Below are 16,603 nucleotides of genomic sequence, written 5' to 3' on the forward strand. Positions count from 1 at the left end.
TGTGGTCGAGCGGCACGAGATGTCGCGCCGTCATGTTAGTCGCCACACCTGACAGACTGGTGACGTGCGCATAGATCTGCATTCCCACTCCACCGCGTCCGACGGCACGGACAGTCCGTCCGCGCTGGTTCGCGCGGCTGCCGAGGCAGGACTGGACGTGGTGGCACTGACCGACCACGACACCACCACCGGATGGGACGAGGCGGCCGCGGCGACGCCGTCCGGACTGCGACTCGTGCGCGGGATGGAGATGTCGTGCACGGGGCGCGGTGAGGATGGCGCGCCTGTCGCGGTGCACCTGCTGGCGTATCTGTTCGACCCGGACGACCCGGACTTCGTGGTCGAACTCGGGCGGTTGCGCGGGGAGCGCGTGTCGCGGATCAGGACGATGGCCGAGCGCATGGCCGACGACGGGCTCCCGATCGATGTCGACGCGGTCCTCGCACAGGCGGGGCCGGCGGCGGGCCGGCCGCATCTCGCCCGTGCGCTCGTCGACGCCGGGGTGGTGGCGACGGTGGGAGACGCATTCGCCGAACTGTTGTCGCCGCGAGGCCGCTATTACGTGTCGAAAGCGGACACGCCGCTCGCGGACGCGGTGCGGATGGTGACGGCCGCGGGCGGTGTCACCGTGATCGCGCACGCTCGTGCGCGCGCACGCGGGCGCCTGCTGGCCCTCGACCACATCGAGGAACTCGCGGAGATCGGCCTGGGCGGACTCGAAGCGGATCACCCGGACCACAGCGACGCGGATGCCCGGTTGATGCGCGACATGGCTGAACGCCTGGGGTTGTTCGTCACCGGATCGTCGGACTATCACGGACGGAACAAGGACATCGCGCTCGGACGGTTCACGACCGACCCCGGCGCGTACGAAGCTCTGCTCGACAGGGCGAAGGGAGTCGAGGTGGTCGTGGGATGAGGACGTCGGGGACGGGGCATCAGGGCGCCGGACGGGACGACGAATTCGCCGCGGCGCCGGAGCATCACGACAGCCGGGCGTACGACAGGCGGCAGTACGACAGGCGGCAGTACGACAGGCGGCAGTACGACAGGCGGCAGTACGACAGACGGCAGTACGACAGCAGGCAGTACGACAGGCGGCAGTACGACAACCGGGAGTACGGCAGGGCCGGGCACTCCGGGCAGCCGCGTAGGGCATCGTTGCCGGTTCGTGCGGGGCGGGTCGTGTCCGGCGTGGTCGCCGGGGCAGTGCTCGTGCTGGCTGCGGTGGTGGTCGGCGCGCAGTATCTCGGCGGCCAGCGGGGCTTTCCCGGACCGGGCTCGGCTTCGGTGGCGGCCCACGTCGTCGCGGCACTCGTGGCCGTCGGCGCCCAGATCGTCGCCGACCGCGCACGGGGCTTCGCCGCGTTCGCCGCACCCGTTGTGGTCATCGTCACTGCATCGATTCTGTTGATCACGCAGTGGTGGGGCTGAATCGGCGGCGCTCCGGTGCTACCGACCGGTAGCACCGGAGAATCCCCAGGAACCGGGTTGCGCCGTACCCGGGGTTACCGCAAACTCACAGGTGAGACCACAAAAAGGTGAAACCTTTGCAATCGATGCCGATTTGATTGTTGGTCTGTAAAGGTGGCAAACTCGCCACCACGACCGAGGCCGGAGTCACCCTTCCGGTATCGGAAGAAAGATGGCAGAGCCGCTCGAGGGCTTGTCGCCGAGGCCACCCGCCCCGGCGCCATCGCGCTCCGGAAGACGTACAGCGTTCCACAGCCGTAACCATGATCGCGCGCCGGATGCTTCATCGAATATGTCCTTGGCGGAGCACCGTATCTCCATGTGAAATGCATGAGAGTGCAGTTTCTTCGCAGTAACCGAGGCCAGGACTGGTCTCGGAACACGCAGGAGTGTCATCGTGTCAATTGTGTCTGCTGCACATACCCCCGAGAAGCTCGAGCTGACCGACGAAGAGATCTTCGCAAGCCATGTGGGCGGGAAGCTTTCGGTCGAGCTCGCCGCGCCCCTCGAGACCCAGCGCGACCTCTCCATCGCCTACACCCCGGGCGTCGCCCAGGTCAGCCGTGCGATCGCGGCCGACGAGACGCTCGCCGCGCGGTACACCTGGACGAGCCGGCTCGTCGTGGTCGTGTCCGACGGCACGGCCGTGCTCGGACTCGGCGACATCGGCCCCCGCGCGTCGCTGCCCGTGATGGAGGGTAAGTCCGCGCTGTTCAAGAAGTTCGCCGGGCTCGACTCGATTCCCTTGGTGCTCGACACGAAGGATCCCGACGCGATCGTCGAGACACTGATCCGGTTGCGTCCCAGCTTCGGTGCCGTGAACCTCGAGGACATTTCGGCGCCGCGCTGCTTCGAGATCGAGAAGCGCGTCATCGAGGCACTCGACTGCCCCGTCATGCACGACGACCAGCACGGCACCGCGATTGTCGCGCTGGCTGCGCTCAAGGGCGCCGTGAAGGTGCAGGACCGTGACATCAAGACGCTGCGCGTGGTCATCTCCGGCGCCGGTGCCGCGGGTGTCGCGTGCGCGAACATCCTTCTCGCCGCGGGCATCGAGGACGTCGTGGTGCTCGATTCGAAGGGCATCGTCTCGTCGGATCGCTCCGACCTGCACCCGATCAAGGCCGACCTGGCTTCTCGTACCAACCCGGCGGATCGTCGCGGCGGTCTCATCGAGGCTCTCGACGGGGCCGATGTGTTCCTGGGCGTGTCCGCGGGCACCGTCCCCGAAGAGATCATCGCGACGATGGCCGACAACGCCATCATCTTCGCGATGTCCAACCCCGACCCGGAGATCCACCCCGACATCGCGCGCAAGTACGCCGCCATCGTCGCCACCGGTCGCAGCGACTTCCCGAACCAGATCAACAACGTGCTCGCGTTCCCGGGTGTGTTCCGGGGCGCGCTGGACGCCGGTGCCCGGCGCATCACCGAGGGCATGAAGCTCGCGGCCGCCGACGCGATCCTCTCGGTCGTCGCCGACGAACTGTCCGTCGACAAGATCGTGCCGAGCCCGCTGGATCCGCGGGTCGAGCCGGCCGTCGCGGAAGCTGTTGCGGCAGCGGCCAAGGCCGAGGGCGTCGCCTGATCCGAGCTGTTCTGTTCGCCGAACGCCCGTCCGGGACTCCGGGCGGGCGTTCGGCGTCGGTGAGAGGAAGCGGTGCTGCGGTGCCTCCCGCCGATGCTGCCGCAACCGGATGGGACGATAGGAGGCGGCCTAGCAACGGGCGAGTTCGAGGAGTGTGACGATCGGTGAAGACACGGATGCTCGGCGTCGCGGCGATGATGGCGACGGCCGCGACACTCGTCGGATGCTCGACCGGCCAGGTCCTGTCGGCGGATTCGGATCCCGGTGTGCTCACCGTCGGCTCGGGGCAGTCGCCCGACAGCCGGGTCCTCGCCGAGATCTACGCAGCGGTGCTGCGCGGAACCGGGTCGCCCGTGGATACCCGGCTCGGGCTCTCCGAAGGCGAGGATCTGGCGGCGCTGGATTCCGGCGCGGTCGACGTGCTGCCGGAATACATGGGAGGGCTGCTGCTGCGGTTGCAGCCCGGCGCCACTGCGGTCGAACCGGACGACGTGTTCGAGGAATTGAACAGATCGCTGCCGCAGGGGCTCTCGGTCTCCGATTATGCGGTCGCCGAGCAGCCCGGGTCGGGAGATGCAGGGGACGCCGGAAGCTCCGCGGCGGCCGCGAATGTCGTCCCGCTGATACGCAGCGGTGCACTGACACCGGAGCAGGTGAAGGCGCTGAACGTGGTGGCAGGGGAGCTCACCACGGACGAACTCGCCGAGATGGGGGACGCGGTGCGACGCGGGGAGCTCGAACCCGGCCGCGCAGCGGACGATTGGCTCGCCGCGCGCTGAGACTCAGGCCGAGGGCGGGCCTCACTTCTCTCGTTTGCTGTCGCCGCTCTCGAGCTGCCGGATCCTTTCCGCCGCTTCCCGCAGGCGCGCTTTGCGCTCATCGGCGCTCGATTCCTTGAGCTCCTCGTAGAGCTCTTCGTCCTCGTCGCTGAAACCCAGGATCATGCGGGGCACACTCAGCGTGACGATCAGCGACGGCCATACCACCCAGGCGTACTCCCAATCGACGATCATCTGCAGCACGAGAAACGTCATCAGGGTGATGCCGATGATGATCCAGTCGAGAGACTCGACGACGCTTCCCCGTTGGCGCAGCGAGACGAGTTCGGTTTCCGGATCGGTGGGTGCGGGCGCATCGTTCGGGCGCACCGCCGGAACGGATGCGGACCCGTCGACCACCCGGACATGCCCGTCGGCGATTTCCAGCGGTACACCACCCGGAAGGCCGTCGAAGGCCGGCCGGGCGGCGGACAGGCTGCGTGCCTGCGCGACCCAGCCGGATCGGTCGTAGAACTCCGACGAGTCGAGCCGGCCTGCGGCGTAGTGCTCACTCAGGACGTTGAGCGCGTGCAGACGCTCGCTATCGCTGAGCAGGATGTCCGGGGTGTTCGGGTCGTCCGTCATGAGATCCGCCGTCCGGTCGAATTGTCGGATCTCAACTATAGAATTAATCGGCTCTTCCGGTCGACTGTCAGTCGTGTGTGCCTGCCGGTGCCGCACCGGACATGTGCCGTCGCAGGAACGTTCCGACATCGTCCACCGCCTCGGCCGCCTCGCGTACGAGTCCGGCCTGCAGGTGCGCGACGTGCCACAACTCGGGCTGTTCGGTGTACTCCAGATCGACGCCCGCCGCACGCAGCTTCTCCGCGAACTCGGACATCTGCGGGTACAGCACTTCCCTCACGCCCACCTGGATCAGCGTCGGGGGGAGTCCCGTGAGGTCTCCGTGCAGCGGCGCGTAACCGGGATCGGCCGGGTCGCCTGTGCCGAGGTAGGCCTCGGCGGACGAGAACGCCCAAGCGGTGTTGACGACGACGTCCCGGTCGAACGGCACGGTGCGGGAGCCCGGATCGACCCACGGCGACAGCAGGCCCAGCGCTGCCGGTGTGACGCCGTGCCGGTCGATGAGCCGGCGCGCGGTGGCGACCGACAGGCCGCCGCCCGCGGAATCACCGGCGAGCGGGGTGGTCGCCGCATCTGCGCCGTGCTCGGTGATCAGATCGATGTACGCGGCCACCGCGTCGTCGAGAGCGGCCGGGTACGGGTGTTCCGGAGCGAGGCGGTAGTCGAGTGCGTACACCACCGATCCGGTCGCGGCCGCGAGATGCGCGACCAGCGATCGGTGGGTGGCGGGGGAGGCGCAGGTGTATGCGCCGCCGTGCAGATACAGCACCGCTGTGGGTCGCTCCGTCGCCCCTACCGTGACCCGTTCGGCGGGTCGTCCGCCGAGCGTGACCTTCCGGACGACGGTGCCCTCCGGCAACGGCTGGATCGGTGCGGCGGCTTCGAGCAATCGCCGCTGCACCGAGTACGGCAGCCGCGCGTTGAGAGTGAGCCGGTAGAGGGGACGCAGGGTCGTCCGCACGAGGCGCAGTGGAAGCTGTGGCATCGGCGCAGCCTAGTTCTTGGGCATGATGCGACCCGCAACCGTCGCTACGACACGCTGGTAGGACGGACCGACGATCCGGACCCAGCCGTCGAGCAACTTGGCGTCGGCGCCGATGAGCACGCGGGGGCGGTTCTTCCGGACGCCCCGGAGGATCGTCTTCGCGGCAGCCTCCGGGGTGGTACGGGCGAGTTTGCTGTCGAAGAACTGCGCGAAGCTCTGCTGGTCGTCGCCGTCGGGCACTGCCGCGTTCCGTGCGATGGCGGTCTTGATACCGCCCGGGTGCACACAGGTCACGCGGACAGGATGCTTGGCGATCAGCATTTCCTGGCGCAAGGATTCGGTGAATCCGCGAACCGCGAACTTGGCGGCGTTGTATGCCGTCTGGCCGGGGATGCCCAGGAGGCCGAACAGGCTCGAGACATTGATCAGGTGCCCGTCTCCGGATGCGATCAGGTGCGGCAGAAAGGCTTTGGTGCCGTTGACGACGCCCCAGAAATCCACATCGACGATCTGTTCGATGTCCTTGAACTCGGACCGTTCGAACTCGCCGTGATAGGCGATCCCCGCGTTGTTGTACAACTGGTTGACCTTGCCGAAGCGGGCGACGACGGCGTCGGCGTACGCGTACACAGCTTCCCGCTGCGTGACGTCGAGGTGATCGGACTTCACCTCGGCACCGAGACTGCTTGCCAGGCGCGCGGTTTCCGCGAGACCCACCGTATCGACGTCGGACAGTGCGAGTGCGGCGCCCCGACCGGCGAGGTCGACGGCGAGCGCCCGCCCGATTCCGGATGCGGCTCCCGTGATGACGACGACCCGGCCCTCGAATTCGCTCACTGGAGTGCAGCCTTCCTGGATGCGGGCGCGGTGCGCTCGGTGGTGGTGCCGGCGGATTCGACGGCTTCGGCAGGTGCCGGGAGATCGGACTCGGCCACGCTACGGTACGCGTCGAGGTCGAAATGCTTGGTGATGCGGCGGAATTCGAAAGTGAAACCGGGCCAGAGCGTCGTGTTGTTGCCGTGCTTGTCGAGGTACCAGCTAGCGCAGCCGCCGTTGTTCCACACGCTGTTCTTCAGTGCGTCCTGGATTCCCCGGTTGTACTCGTCCTGGGCGTCCTGGCGCACTTCGACGGTGCCGAGACGATGCCGATCGATCGTGTCGATCGCGTCGACGAGATAGTTGAGCTGCGACTCGATCATGTACACCATGGACGTGTGTCCGAGGCCGGTGTTGGGGCCGACGAGGAAGAACAGGTTCGGGAACCCCGCGACCGTGGACCCCTTGTATCCCTGCATGCCGGTTTCGTCGAATACGTCTGCGAGAGAGCGACCGTCCTTGCCGAAGATCCCCGCGAACATCGGGGAGTCGGTGACGTGGAATCCGGTGGCGACGACGATCGCGTCGACCTCGCGGGTGGTGCCGTCCTTCGTCACGATGCCGTCGGTGGTGACCTCGGCGATGCCGTCGGTGACCAGGTCGACGTTCGGGCGGTCGAGTGCCGGGTAGTAGTTGTTGGAGATCAGCATGCGCTTGCAGCCGATTCCGAAATTCGGGGTGACCTTGCGCCGCAGGGCGCGATCGGAGATGCCCCGGCGGATCTGCGCCCTCGCGGCGAGTTCGAGCGGCTTCATGAAGACGGGTGCCTTGGCGAGCCCGACCACCTGTGTTTCCCGCATGAGGTACTGCAGGGTGCGTGAGAGTCGCTGGAAGCCGGGAATGTACCGGAAGGCGAACTTTTCGGCCTTCGTGTATTCGCGGTCGGCGCGGGGGAGCACCCACGGCGCGGTGCGCTGGTACACGTCGAGGTGCGCGACCGTGCCGGCGATAGCGGGCACGATCTGGATGGCAGAGGCGCCGGTCCCGATGACGGCAACCCGCTTACCGGTGAGGTCGGCGTCGTGGTTCCACCGGGCGGAGTGGAAGATCTCGCCGCCGAAGCGGTCGAGTCCCGCGATGTCGGGAAGCGAGGGTTCGCACAGGGCGCCGACCGCGGAGACGAGGTTCTTGGCGCTGAAATCGCCACGGGTGGTGCGCACGTCCCAGCGGTGCGTGTCGCCGTTCCAGTGTGCGTCCTGGACGTCGCAGCCGAACACGGTGCGCCGGCGGACCTCGTACTTGTCGGCCACGGAGGTGATGTACGCCTGGATCTCGGGCTGGGGCGAGAACGAGCGTGTCCATCCGGGATTGAGTGCGAACGAGTAGGAGTAGAGGTTCGACGGCACGTCGCACGCGGCACCGGGATAGGTGTTGTCGCGCCAGGTGCCACCCACCTCGGCCGCGCGTTCGAGGACCAGGAATTCCTTGCCGGCCTGCGAGAGCTTGATGGCGGCGCCGAGTCCGGCGAACCCACTGCCGATGATCAGCGTATCGATCCGGCGGGTGCTCTCACCGGCGGAGGTGTCTGTAACCGGAAGACTCATGTATCTGAGATTAAGGGGTCGGCGTGACGTGGTCAATAGGTTGTTGACCATTATTCAATAAGAATGCTTGCATGGAACGGTGAAAGGCAACAGTTCCGTGAAACGAGGGCGGCGAACCCGCCTGAGTCCACAGCAACGCCGTGCTCAACTGATCGAGCTCGGCGTGGAGCTACTCGCCAGTCGCTCCCTCGACCAGATCTCGGTCGAGGACATCGCCGACCGCGCCGGGGTGTCGCGCGGACTGCTGTTCCACTACTTCGGGTCCAAGCACGATTTCCAGGTGGCGGTCGTGCAGCACATCAGCCGCGACATGCTCGAACGGACCGCTCCCGACGAGAGCCTGGATCCGATGGAGATGCTGCGCGGCACCGTCGTCGCGTACGTCGACTACGTCACCGAACGCCCCGCCACCTACGTCTCGATGCTCCGGGGTTCGGTCAGCGGCGACCCCGACATGCGGGCGGTCTTCGAGGAGACTCGGCGCGCCATGGTCGAGCGCACGGTCACGCACCTGCCGAGCATCGGTATCGATGTCGACGCAATGGTCCGCCTCGCGGTCCGCGGCTGGGTGGCGTTCGTCGAGGACATCACGATCGCGTGGCTGCAGGAGCAGGGCATCTCGCCGTCTCCGGCGCACGACCCGGACACCGCGCCGAACCACGACTCCGCACTCACCCGCGAGCAGTTCGTCGATCTGGCGGTCGCCGCGCTTCCTGCGGTGGTGGCGTCGGCTCAGCCGGACTCGATCGGCGGGCTGCCGTCGGAGCCGATCGCCGTCGAAACCTCGCGAGCCGGGCCGGTCGTCCCGTAGGACGAACCGACCCGGCTCGCATGAGAACCGTCAGGCCCCCGTGAGGGACCGCAACGGGGCTTCTTACCGCGTGAAGGCCTTCTCGAGGATCTCCTGCTGTTCGACAGCGTGGACCTTGCTCGATCCCGAGGACGGCGCGGACATCGCGCGACGCGAGATCCGCTTGATCCCGGCCAGCTTCTCCGGGAGCATCTCGGGCAGCGCCAGACCGAAGAACGGCCATGCACCCTGGTTCGCCGGCTCTTCCTGGACCCAGAAGAACTCGGACGCGTTCGGGTACTGCTCGAGCGTCTCGGCGATACGGCGACGCGGCACCGGGTACAGCTGCTCGACACGGACGATCGCGATGTCGTCGCGGCCTTCCTTCTGCTTCTTCGCGAGCAGTTCCCAGTAGATCTTGCCGGAGGTCAGCAGGACACGTTCGACCTTCGAGCGGTCGGCAGATCCGTCCTCGAACGGGACCTCTTCGAGGATGGAACGGAACTTGCCCTCGGTGAAGTCCTCGATGTTGCTGACCGCAGCCTTGTTGCGCAGCATCGACTTCGGCGTGAACACCACGAGCGGGCGGCGGATGCCGTCCAGGTGGTGACGGCGCAGCAAGTGGAAGTAGCTCGCCGGGGTCGACGGCATCGCCACGGTCATCGAGCCCTCGGCGCACAGCTGGAGCCAGCGCTCGATACGGCCCGAGGTGTGGTCGGGGCCCTGACCCTCGTGGCCGTGCGGCAGCAGCAGCACGACGTCCGAAAGCTGGCCCCACTTGGCCTCACCCGACGAGATGAACTCGTCGATGATCGACTGCGCGCCGTTGACGAAGTCGCCGAACTGCGCCTCCCACAGCACGAGTGCATCGGGGTTGCCCACCGAGTAGCCGTACTCGAAGCCCAGGCCTGCGAACTCGGTCAGAGCCGAGTCGTACACCATGAAGCGTCCGCCGTTACCGGCCTCGGCGGCGACTGCCGCGAGCGGGCTGTAATCCTCGCCCGTCTTGCGGTCGATCAGCACCGAGTGACGCTGCGTGAAGGTGCCGCGACGCGAGTCCTGGCCGGCCAGGCGCACGAGTGCGCCCTGCTCGACGAGCGAGCCGAATGCGAGGAGCTCGGCGTAGGCCCAGTCGATGTGGCCCTCGCGCGACATCGTACGGCGCTTCTCGATCACGGGCTTGACGCGCGGGTGCACGCTGAAGCCGTCGGGCACATCGGCGAACGCGTCGCCGATCCGCTCGAGCACGTCCTTGTCGACAGCAGTCTTCAGACGCGCGGGCGGAGTCTGGTCGAGCTCGACCGATTCGGACGGTTCCGGCTGGTACTTCTCCAGCTCGCGCACCTCGTTGAAGACCCGCTCGAGCTGACCCTGGTAGTCGCGCAGGGCGTCTTCGGCTTCCTTGAGCGAGATGTCCCCGCGGCCGATCAGGGCCTCGGTGTAGCTCTTGCGGACGCTGCGCTTGGTGTCGATGACGTCGTACATCGCCGGCTGCGTCATCGAGGGATCGTCGCCCTCGTTGTGGCCGCGGCGGCGGTAGCAGATCATGTCGATCACGACGTCCTTGTGGAACTTCTCGCGGAAGTCCACGGCGAGCTGCGCGACCCACACACACGCCTCGGGGTCGTCACCGTTGACGTGGAAGATCGGCGCACCGATCATCTTCGCCACATCGGTGCAGTACTCCGACGAACGCGAGTGTTCCGGGGCGGTGGTGAAGCCGACCTGGTTGTTGACCACGATGTGCACGGTGCCGCCGGTGCGGTAGCCGCGCAGCAATGCGAGGTTGAGCGTCTCCGCCACGACACCCTGACCCGCGAACGCGGCGTCGCCGTGCAGCAGCAGCGGCAGAACGGTGAAGCCGCTCTCGCCCTTGTCGAGGATGTCCTGCTTGGCGCGAACCAGGCCCTCGAGCACCGGGTTGACGGCTTCGAGGTGCGACGGGTTGGCGGTGAGCGACACCTTGATGTCGTTCTCGCCGAACATCTGGATGTAGGTGCCCTCGGCGCCCAGGTGGTACTTCACGTCGCCGGAGCCGTGTGCGGCGGCCGGGTTCAGGTTGCCCTCGAACTCCGTGAAGATCTGGGAGTACGGCTTGCCCACGATGTTGGCGAGCACGTTGAGGCGGCCACGGTGCGGCATCGCGATGGCGACTTCGTCGAGCTGGTGCTCGGCGGCCTGATCGATGATGGCGTCCATCATCGGGATGACCGACTCGGACCCCTCGAGCGAGAAACGCTTCTGGCCGACGTACTTGGTCTGCAGGAACGTCTCGAACGCCTCGGCGGCGTTGAGACGGCTGAGGATGTACTTCTGCTGGGCGACCGTCGGCTTGACGTGGTGCGCCTCGACGCGTTCCTGGATCCACTGCTGCTGCTCGGGCTCGAGGATGTGCGTGTACTCGATACCGACGTGGCGGCAGTACGCGTCGCGCAGCACCGACAGGACGTCGCGCAGCTTCATCTTCTGCTTGCCGTGGAAGCCGCCGACGTTGAACTCGCGATCGAGATCCCACAGCGTCAGATCGTGGGTGATCACGTCGAGATCCGGATGCGACCGGAACTTGTCGCGGACGAACTGCAGCGGATCGGTGTCGGCCATGAGGTGGCCGCGGCTGCGGTAGGCGGCGATGAGCTCGAGCACGCGGGTGCTCTTGTCGACCAGGCCCTCGGGCACGTCCTTGCGCCAGCGGACCGGCTCGTAAGGAATGTGCAGCGTGTGGAAGATCTCGTCGTAGAACTCGTCGGAGATCAGCAGCTGGTGGATGGTCTTGAGGAACTCACCCGATTCGGCGCCCTGGATGACCCGGTGGTCGTAGGTCGAGGTCAGCGTCAGCAGCTTGCCGATGCCCATCTCGGCGATACGCGCATCGGATGCGCCCTGGAACTCGGCGGGGTACTCCATCGCACCGGCACCGATGATCGCTCCCTGGCCGCCCATCAGGCGCGGCACCGAATGCACGGTGCCGATGCCGCCCGGATTGGTCAGCGAGATGGTGACGCCGGAGAAGTCTTCGCCGGTGAGCTTGCCGTCGCGCGCGCGGCGGACGATGTCCTCGTACGCCGAGTAGAACTGCGCGAAGTTCATCGTCTCGCAGTTGCGGATTGCGGCGACGACGAGCGAACGCGAACCGTTCTTGCCCGGCAGGTCGATCGCGAGACCGAGGTTGGTGTGCGCGGGGGTGACGAGGTTGGGCTTCCCGTCGATCTCGGCGTAGTGGTTGTTCATGTTCGGGTACGCCTTGACCGCCTGGACGATCGCGTAGCCGAGAAGATGAGTGAACGAGACCTTGCCGCCCCGGGTGCGGGCGAGGTGGTTGTTGATGACGATGCGGTTGTCGAACATCAACTTCGCGGGGACCGCGCGAACGCTGGTGGCCGTCGGGATCGACAGCGAGGCGTTCATGTTCTTCGCGACGGCAGCAGCCGCGCCCCGGAGAACCTTGGTCTCCTCGGACTTCTTGTCGGAAGAGGCGCTCGCCGGCTTCGGAGCAGGCTTGGACGCGGTCGCAGGCTTGGACGCGGTCGCAGGCTTGGCCGGTGCGGCCTTCGCCGGCGCGGCAGCCGGCTTCGCAGCAGAGTTACCGGCGTTGTCGGAGGACTTCGCGGGAGCCTTGGTAGACGAGGCGGACGCCTTCGGCGCTGCGGGTGCAGCAGCCGGGGCAGTCTTGGTGGCGGAGGGCTGAGTGGACTTCTCGGGGGTCTTCACCTCGGCGCCGTTGGAGCCTCCGGCCACGTGTGCCTCGGGAGAATAGTCGGTGAGAAACTCGTGCCAGCTCTCGTCCACGGACGACGGATCGTCCTGAAACCGCTGGTACATCTCGTCAACCAACCACTGGTTCTGTCCGAACTGTGATGTAGAGCTGCTGCTCACGGCAGTTGTTCGCCTCGTTTCTTTCTTCGGTACCCGATCGGAGCGCCTATGCATATGAGGCTAGCTGGTGGGTGTGTGACGATCCGAACTGATCATCCATGCCCGAGAGCCACCTCACAATCTGAGTCGACGGGGTCACCATCGACGACGGTTCTCGACCGCCGATTATTCCCTCAATCGTGCATCGCCGCAGAACGGACCCCGTTACAAATGCGAGGACTCACGTGTGATCTGTGACGAAGACGGGTGTACGACGCCGTCGCCCACCGTCTCCGGCACGAGCGCTCCGCTGGCGAGTTGCCACAACGTGGTGTACAGACCGCCCGCACGACGCAACGTCTCGTGGGGTCCGGCTTCGACGATCCGTCCGCCGTCGACCACCACGACGAGATCGGCGCGCGCTGCCGTTGCGAGGCGATGCGCTACGACGACCGCGGTGCGCGAACGCGTGACGGTCGCCCCTGCCTCGAGCACCGCGCGTTCCGTGGCGGGATCGAGGGTCGCGGTCGCCTCGTCGAGCAGCAACAGGTCGGGGTCGACCAGTTCCGCGCGGGCGAGCGCGATGAGCTGGCGCTGCCCCGCGGACAGTCCTTGCCCGCGCTCACCGACGGGATGGTGCATACCGCCGCTCAGCCCGGCGATCATGTCCAGAGCACCGACGGCCCCGGCCGCACTCTCGATGCGCTCGCGACTCGACTCGGGCCGGCCGTAGGCGATGTTGCTCGCGATGGACCCGGTGAACAGGTGCGCCTCCTGCGGCACCACGCCGAGCCTTGCGCGGTAGTCCGGCAGGCGGTAACGCCTCACATCGGTCCCGTCGACGCGCACCGCACCGGAGGTGGGGTCGTAGAACCGCGCCAGCAGTTTGACGACCGTCGACTTTCCGGCGCCGGTGCGGCCGACCAGCGCCACGGTCGCGCCCGCGGGAATGTCGAGATCCACGTCGGTGAGCGCATCGCTGTCGGCGCCGCTGTACCGGAACCCGACGCCGCGAAGGCTCACGTCGCCGTGCAGGTGACCGGAAATGGGAACGTCCCCGGTCGGCCCGGTTTCGAGGGAACTCTCGGTGCGCAGAAGGTCGCCGATGCGGCGGAGCCCGACGCGGGCCTGCTGGTAACCGTCGAACACCTGCGACAACTGCTGGATGGGAGCGAAGAGCAGGTTCAGATAGAGCACGAAGGCGATGAGCACACCGGGAGTGGCAGCACCCGACGCGACCTCGCGCGCGCCGACGAACACGACAGCCGCCAGCGCGAGGTCCGAAAGCAGCGAGATGAAGGGGAAGTACAGCGAGATCGCTCGCTGCGACCGCATGCGGCTGCGACGGTACGAGTCGGCACGCTCGGCGAACAGCCGGGCCGCGTTCTCCTCACGGCGATAGGCCTGCGCGGCCCGCAGACCCGTCACGTTCTCCTGGAACATCGCGTTGACCTGCGATATGCGCTCGCGGGACTGCGCATATGCATCGCGTGAGACAGACCTGAACCAGAACGTCACCGCGATGAGGACGGGGATCGCCGCCAGGACGACGAGGGCCAGCGATCCGTCGGTCACGATCAGCGCGACGGAGATGCCGGTCAGCGTCAGCACGCTGACCACCGCGGTCGACAGACCCGTCTGGATGAACTGGGACAGCGCATCCACGTCCGTCGTCATGCGCGTCATGATCCGGCCCGACAGTTCCCGTTCGTAGTAGTCGAGCCCGAGTCTCTGCAGGTGCGCATAACTGCGGACGCGCAGTCCGAACAGGACCCGCTCGCCGGCCCGGGCGGTCAGGATCGTCAGGATCGCCACCGCCGCCCAGCCGAGCAGCGCGAGGACTGTGCCCGCGAACGCCGCTTCCCACAGCGCCTGCGGGTTGCCGGGCGTCACGCCGCGGTCGACGGCGAATCGCACGATCGTCGGAAACGCGATTCCGATGAGCGACTCGACCGCCAGGCACACTGCCACGGCGGCGAGCAACAGCCGCACCGGCCGCAGGGTGGTCCACAAGCGGAACTCGGGATCCGGTCGGCGCAGCGCATCCGAACGCAATGCCGGGGCGTCACCCGGGGTCTCGGTAGCCGGTGGCAGTGCGGCCACCGCTGCGCGCAACTCCGGTGTCGGAGCGACGGCGCCGAGTGCGCCGCTGCCCGGTCCACCGCCTCCGGGGCCGCGTGGAGCGGGCGGTGCCCCGGTGGCCGCCGGTGTGGTGGCCTCGGGCTCGAATTCCGTGGGCCAGAGGACATGGGCGTCGAGGGACTCCGGCTCGCCGGGCAGGTCCTCGTCGAGAACCTCACTGCTCGACAGAAGCCGCCGGAACACGGGACTGCGTGCGTCGAGTTCGTCGGCGGTGCCCACGTCGACGATCCGGCCACCGTCGAGCACCGCGACGCGGTCGGCGAGAGCCAGCGTGGAGCGGCGGTGGGCGAGCACGAGGGTGGTGCGCTGGGGCTGTGCCCGGAGCGCGGCGTAGATCGCGGCTTCGGTTTCCGCGTCCACCGCGGACGTCGCATCGTCGAGAATCAGGACACGCGGGTCGACGAGCAGAGCCCGGGCGAGTGCGACGCGCTGTCGCTGTCCGCCCGACAGCGTCAGGCCCCGTTCGCCGACGACGGTGTCGTACCCGTCGGGCAGCGCCTCGATGAACTCGTCCGCCCGTGCCGCCGTGGCGGCGGCGCGGATCTCCTCGTCGGTCGCATCGGGGCGACCGAGCGCGATGTTGGAGGCGACGGTGTCGGAGAACAGGAACGGTTCGTCGAAGACCAGGCTCACCGCCGAACGCACGTCGGCGGCGCGCAGCGATGCGACGTCGACGTCCTCGCCGTTCGAGGTCACGCACACCGATCCGGCGTGAGGCGCGTAGAACCGCGGGACGAGCAGCGACATGGCGGTTTTGCCGGAACCGGCGGGGCCGACGACCGCGACGGTCTCGCCGGGGGACAGTTCGAGGTCGACACCGCGCAGGACATCGCGGCCGGGTTCGAAACCGAAGGTGACGTTGCGGAACGCCAGTCCGAGCGGACCCTCGGGGAGGGTCGCAGGGTGCGGGGGATCGGCGACATCGGGCTCGGTGTCGATCACTTCGTACACACGCTCGACGGCCGCGCGGGAGAGTTGCGCCATGATCACGACCTGGGCGAGGGTCCGGGTCGTCGCGGTGGTCGTTGCGACATAGGCAGTGAACGCGACGAACGTACCGACGGTGATCGTGCCTTCGAGGGCGAGCCAGCCGCCGATCGCAATGGTGGCTACCAGTCCCAGCTGGGGGATGGCGCCCATCGGTGCGGCGAACCGGGAGTTCACCCGGGCCGCGCGCAATCGTTCGGCGTAGAGCCGGCGCCCGTGATCCTCGAGTTGATCGACCGCCCGGCTTTCCTGTCCGAAACCTTTGACCACCCGCACGCCGGTGACCGTTTCCTCGACGTGCTGTGCGAGATCCGCCGCGCGCTGCTGCGCCGACCACGTGGCCGCGAACAGTGTGGGACGGACGACGCGGACCACCGTCACGATGATCGGCACCGCCACCACCGCGACGAGTGTGAGCAGCGGGGACAGCGCGAGCATGATCACGACGGAGAGAACGAACTGCAACAGCGCACCCGCGGACATCGGTACGAGTGCGAGCAATCCCTGGACGAGTTGCAGGTCCGTGATCGACCGGGACACCACCTGGCCGGTCCGGATCCGGTCCTGTCCGTGACCGTCGAGCCGTTGCAGCGATCCGAGCAGCCGGAGCCGAAGGTCGTGCTGGACGTTCAGAGACAAGCGTCCGGCGAGCATGCGCCGGCCGTACTGGCATCCGAACCGGACGACCGCACCGGCAGCGATCGCACCCGCGGCCAGCCCGATCAGTCGCGTGTCGTCCGGGGCGACGTCGCCCTGTCCGGTCGCACTGTCGAGGGCGACCTTCGTCAGCAGCGGGAACGCGATATCGATCAGTGCAGCGACGATCGTGACCGCGAGAGCCCCCAGCGCCTGAGTGCGGTGGCGCAGGGCTTCGCCTCCGAGCCGGCGTATCCAGCCGGTCGGAGGCGACTCCGGTGCGGTGAGGTGTGCCATCCGATCGACACTATCGCCGCCCGGCGACAC

General features: G+C 67.4%; 11 protein-coding genes. 5 read left to right on the forward strand and 6 right to left on the reverse strand.

Features of this window, described 5'->3' with window-relative positions; genetic code table 11:
- The first annotated feature begins 64 nt into the window (after positions 1-64).
- The 4 genes from HF877_RS13510 to HF877_RS13530 all read left to right on the forward strand — a co-directional run bounded on the left by HF877_RS13510 (position 65) and on the right by HF877_RS13530 (position 3,840).
- A complete protein-coding gene (locus tag HF877_RS13510; protein ID WP_169621665.1) occupies positions 65-919 on the forward strand; it encodes a PHP domain-containing protein in 855 nt (284 codons plus the stop codon).
- Positions 916-1,434, forward strand: a complete 519-nt coding sequence (locus tag HF877_RS21370) for a hypothetical protein (protein WP_240952359.1) — start codon at positions 916-918, stop codon at positions 1,432-1,434. Before HF877_RS13510 ends, HF877_RS21370 begins: the two co-directional genes overlap by 4 nt.
- 436 nt (positions 1,435-1,870) lie before the next feature.
- Complete coding sequence (locus HF877_RS13525; RefSeq protein ID WP_169621668.1) at positions 1,871-3,061, forward strand: NADP-dependent malic enzyme; 1,191 nt, start codon at positions 1,871-1,873, stop codon at positions 3,059-3,061.
- 164 nt (positions 3,062-3,225) lie between these two features.
- Complete coding sequence (locus HF877_RS13530; RefSeq protein WP_169621669.1) at positions 3,226-3,840, forward strand: glycine betaine ABC transporter substrate-binding protein; 615 nt, start codon at positions 3,226-3,228, stop codon at positions 3,838-3,840.
- 21 nt (positions 3,841-3,861) lie between these two features.
- On the opposite strand, the gene HF877_RS13535 is transcribed toward HF877_RS13530, so the two are convergent.
- From HF877_RS13535 to HF877_RS13550, 4 genes are all read right to left on the reverse strand, one after another.
- Positions 3,862-4,464 carry a DUF1707 domain-containing protein gene (locus tag HF877_RS13535; protein WP_169621670.1) on the reverse strand — a complete coding sequence of 201 codons (603 nt, stop codon included), beginning with the start codon at positions 4,462-4,464 and terminating at the stop codon, positions 3,862-3,864.
- 67 nt (positions 4,465-4,531) lie between these two features.
- Positions 4,532-5,449: an alpha/beta hydrolase gene (locus HF877_RS13540; protein ID WP_169621671.1), complete on the reverse strand. Its 918-nt coding sequence runs from the start codon at positions 5,447-5,449 to the stop codon at positions 4,532-4,534.
- Positions 5,450-5,458: 9 nt separating this feature from the next.
- Positions 5,459-6,286 carry an SDR family NAD(P)-dependent oxidoreductase gene (locus HF877_RS13545; RefSeq protein WP_169621672.1) on the reverse strand — a complete coding sequence of 276 codons (828 nt, stop codon included), beginning with the start codon at positions 6,284-6,286 and terminating at the stop codon, positions 5,459-5,461.
- Positions 6,283-7,869, reverse strand: coding sequence for an NAD(P)/FAD-dependent oxidoreductase (locus HF877_RS13550; protein ID WP_169621673.1), 1,587 nt, complete (start codon positions 7,867-7,869; stop codon positions 6,283-6,285). Before HF877_RS13550 ends, HF877_RS13545 begins: the two co-directional genes overlap by 4 nt.
- Before the next feature lie 97 nt (positions 7,870-7,966).
- Between HF877_RS13550 and HF877_RS13555 the strand changes: the two genes are divergently transcribed.
- Entirely contained in the window at positions 7,967-8,680 is a 714-nt protein-coding gene (locus tag HF877_RS13555) for a TetR/AcrR family transcriptional regulator (protein WP_169621674.1), read from the forward strand.
- A 63-nt stretch (positions 8,681-8,743) separates the two neighbouring features.
- Here HF877_RS13555 and HF877_RS13560 read toward each other — a convergent pair whose 3' ends face one another.
- On the reverse strand, positions 8,744-12,532 hold the full coding sequence (locus HF877_RS13560; protein WP_169621675.1) for a multifunctional oxoglutarate decarboxylase/oxoglutarate dehydrogenase thiamine pyrophosphate-binding subunit/dihydrolipoyllysine-residue succinyltransferase subunit: 3,789 nt from the start codon (positions 12,530-12,532) through the stop codon (positions 8,744-8,746).
- A gap of 204 nt (positions 12,533-12,736) precedes the next feature.
- The gene (locus HF877_RS13565) at positions 12,737-16,573 is read right to left on the reverse strand and encodes an ABC transporter ATP-binding protein (protein WP_169621676.1); all 3,837 of its coding nucleotides are present in this window, start codon (positions 16,571-16,573) and stop codon (positions 12,737-12,739) included.
- Positions 16,574-16,603: the final 30 nt, after the last annotated feature.

Source organism: Rhodococcus sp. BL-253-APC-6A1W, from assembly GCF_012843405.1.
Lineage (GTDB): Bacteria > Actinomycetota > Actinomycetes > Mycobacteriales > Mycobacteriaceae > Rhodococcus.